Raw genomic sequence first — 2,670 nt, 5'->3', positions numbered from 1 at the left:
GGCCCGGCGGACGTCGTCGACGGCGGCGGGGGGCTCGGCGGGCAGCCGCTGCTCGGCGAACCGGCCGGCGATCCCGTCGAGGTCGGCGCCGAGCCGCTCGCCGCGGGCGCGGCGGGCGGCGACGGTGTCGACGAGGACCTCGCGGAAGCCGTGCACGCCGTCCTGGCTGACCGCGGAGGTGGTGACGATGCGGGGACGGTCCAGGCCCTCGGCCTCCAGCAGCCGGCGCAGGTCGGCGACGCAGTCGTCGATCTCGTCCGGGCCGAGCCGGTCGACCTGGTTGAGCACGATGAGCGTGACGCCGGTGTGCCGCGCGAACGGGACGATGTAGTTGCGGTGCAGCGCGGCGTCGGCGTACTTCTGCGGGTCGACGACCCAGACGAGCAGGTCGGCGATCGTGACGAACCGGTCGACCTCGGCGCGGTGGAGCGCCTGGATGGAGTCGTGGTCGGGCAGGTCCAGCAGGACGAGGCCCTGCAGGGAGCTGTCGGGACGTTCCAGGTCGAGGGCGCTGGCGCGGGCGTAACGGTGCCGCTTGTCGACGTCGAGCCAGTCCAGGAGCGGCCCGGCGCCGTCCAGGCCCCACACGCAGGCGTGCGCCTTGGAGGTCATCGGGCGGCGCACGCCGGTGGGCGACAGCTCCAGCCCGCAGATGGCGTTGAACAGCGAGGACTTGCCGCTGCCCGTCCCGCCGGCGAGGGCGATCACGGTGTGCTCGCCGGACAGCCGCAGCCGCTCGCCGGCCCGGTCGAGCAGGACGCCGGCGTCCTCGATCAGCGCCCGGTCGAGCCGGCCGGTCCCGGCCTTGACGAGCCGGTCGAGGCTGTCGAGCCGGTCGCCGAGGCCGGGGGCGGCGGCGGGCGCGGGAACGCCGGCGGGCGGAGCGGGGGGCGCGACGGCGGGCCCGGCGGGCGTGCCGGCGGGGATGGCCGAGGTGGTCATCGGGCGACCTCGAGGTTGTAGGTGGCCTGGTAGAGCTGGACGGGAACGGTCTCGTCGGGGATGCCGGCGGCGTCGAGCGCCTGCCCGTACCTGATGGCCTCCTCGTCGAAGAGCATGCTCATCCGGCTGCGCAGGTCGGCGCGCGCCTTGGCGCCCATGCCGCGCAGCGACTCGGCGCCGAACAGGGCCTTGAGCAGCCGCTGTGGGACGGCGCCGGCGCCGTCCTCGGCGTCGGTCCCGGCCGTCCCGTACCCGAGCAGGCCGATCATCAGGACGAGCGAGACCGCCTCGGTGTCGAAGGAGACGAGCTTGGCGACCGAGCGCTTGGTGACGCCCTCGGTGCGGATGAGCTCCTGGACGTGGTCCTGCCAGGAGCTGACGGCGCGGGTGACGCGGCGCGACAGCTCCGGGGAGACGCCGCCGAGCTCGCCGGCGGGCCCGGCCAGGACGCGCCCGCCGGCGGGATGCTCGCGCCAGCGGGCCACGACCTCCTCGGCGCCGTGCTCGGCGGAGGCGAGGATCAGCGACTCCAGGCCGCTGCGCAGCGCGGCCTTGAGCGCGCGCACGCGGGCGGGGCTGCGCCGGCGGCGGTTCGCGGCCCGGCCGCGGCGCGAGCGCTGGACGTGCAGGGCGCGCAGCAGGTCGCCGGTCCCGGCGAAGTCCTGCCAGCGGGCGAGGACCTCGCCGCGCAGCAGGGAGCCGTCGCTGGTGGCCTTCTCCAGCTCGGCGAGCACGGTGGCGTAGGCGGCCTCGACCTCCCGGGCCAGCTCGGCGCGCCGCTCCACCTGCGCCTCGACGTGCCGGGCGACGTCCGGGACGCGGGTGCGGAGGCTGTCCAGGACGGCGGCGAGGGTGTCGCTGATGACGATCTCGCGGTCGCCGGTGTTCTCGGCGACGCCGACGAGCCAGGCGCGGATGTCCTCGGCGGCCTCCTCGGGGAGGCGGCTGTCCTCGATGCGGGTCTCGGGGACGGTGAAGCGCCGGGCGTCGCCGACCTCGTGCTCGTCCAGCATCTCGCCGAAGTGCTCGACGACCTCGGAGCCGGCGCCCTGCGGAACGCGGGAGAGCACGACGCCGATGGTGGCGCCGTTCTCGCGGGCGCGCCGGAGCATCTGCCACACCTGGGCGTCGGCGTAGCGCGCGGCGGTGGTGACGCACAGCCACAGGTCGGCGGCCGCCATCAGCTTGGTGGCGAACTCGTAGTGGTCCTCGAAGACGGAGTCGAAGTCGGGGCTGTCGAGCAGCGCCAGGCCGGGCGGGAGGACGTCGCTGGTGATGATGACGAGCTGGTCGCCGGCGATGGCGTCCGGGGCGGGGCCGCGGACGCGTCCCATGCCGGGCAGCATCGGCCCCTCCAGGAACCAGGCGGCGTGGTCGGGGTGGCACACGAGGATCGGGCTGCTGGTGGTGGGGCGCAGCACGCCGGTGGCGCTGACGCGGGACCCGACGAGCGTGTTGACCAGGGTGGACTTGCCCGCGCCGGTGGAGCCGCCGAGGACCACGAGCATGGGGGCGCCCGCGGCCTGCACGCGCGGCAGGACGTAGTCCTCGATCTGGTTGCGCACCTCGGCGCGGGCCTCGCGGGCCTCCTCGACGCCCGGCACGTCCAGGACGAAGTCGAACGCGTCGAGCTGCTCGCGCAGCACGGTCAGCGCGGCGATCAGGTCGCCCTGCCGGACGGTCGCGCCGCCCGCGCCCGCCGGGGCGCGCCCGGCGGCGGGGACCCGG

General features: G+C 75.8%; 2 protein-coding genes. Both read right to left on the bottom strand.

The genetic code is table 11. The annotated features are described in order from the left end of the window. The coding region (locus E1291_RS40870; RefSeq protein ID WP_370771129.1) for a GTPase family protein at window positions 1-942 on the bottom strand (942 nt) is incomplete at its 3' end. Beyond that, a complete protein-coding gene (locus tag E1291_RS40865; protein WP_370771130.1) occupies window positions 939-2,603 on the bottom strand; it encodes a GTPase family protein in 1,665 nt (554 codons plus the stop codon). The genes E1291_RS40870 and E1291_RS40865, both read right to left, overlap by 4 nt. Window positions 2,604-2,670: the final 67 nt, after the last annotated feature.

The sequence above is a fragment of the Actinomadura roseirufa genome, assembly GCF_900659635.1.
In the GTDB taxonomy this organism is placed as follows: domain Bacteria; phylum Actinomycetota; class Actinomycetes; order Streptosporangiales; family Streptosporangiaceae; genus Spirillospora; species Spirillospora roseirufa.
The sequence above is the reverse complement of the archived record's forward strand: the minus strand, read 5'-3'. Positions and strand labels throughout refer to the sequence as shown.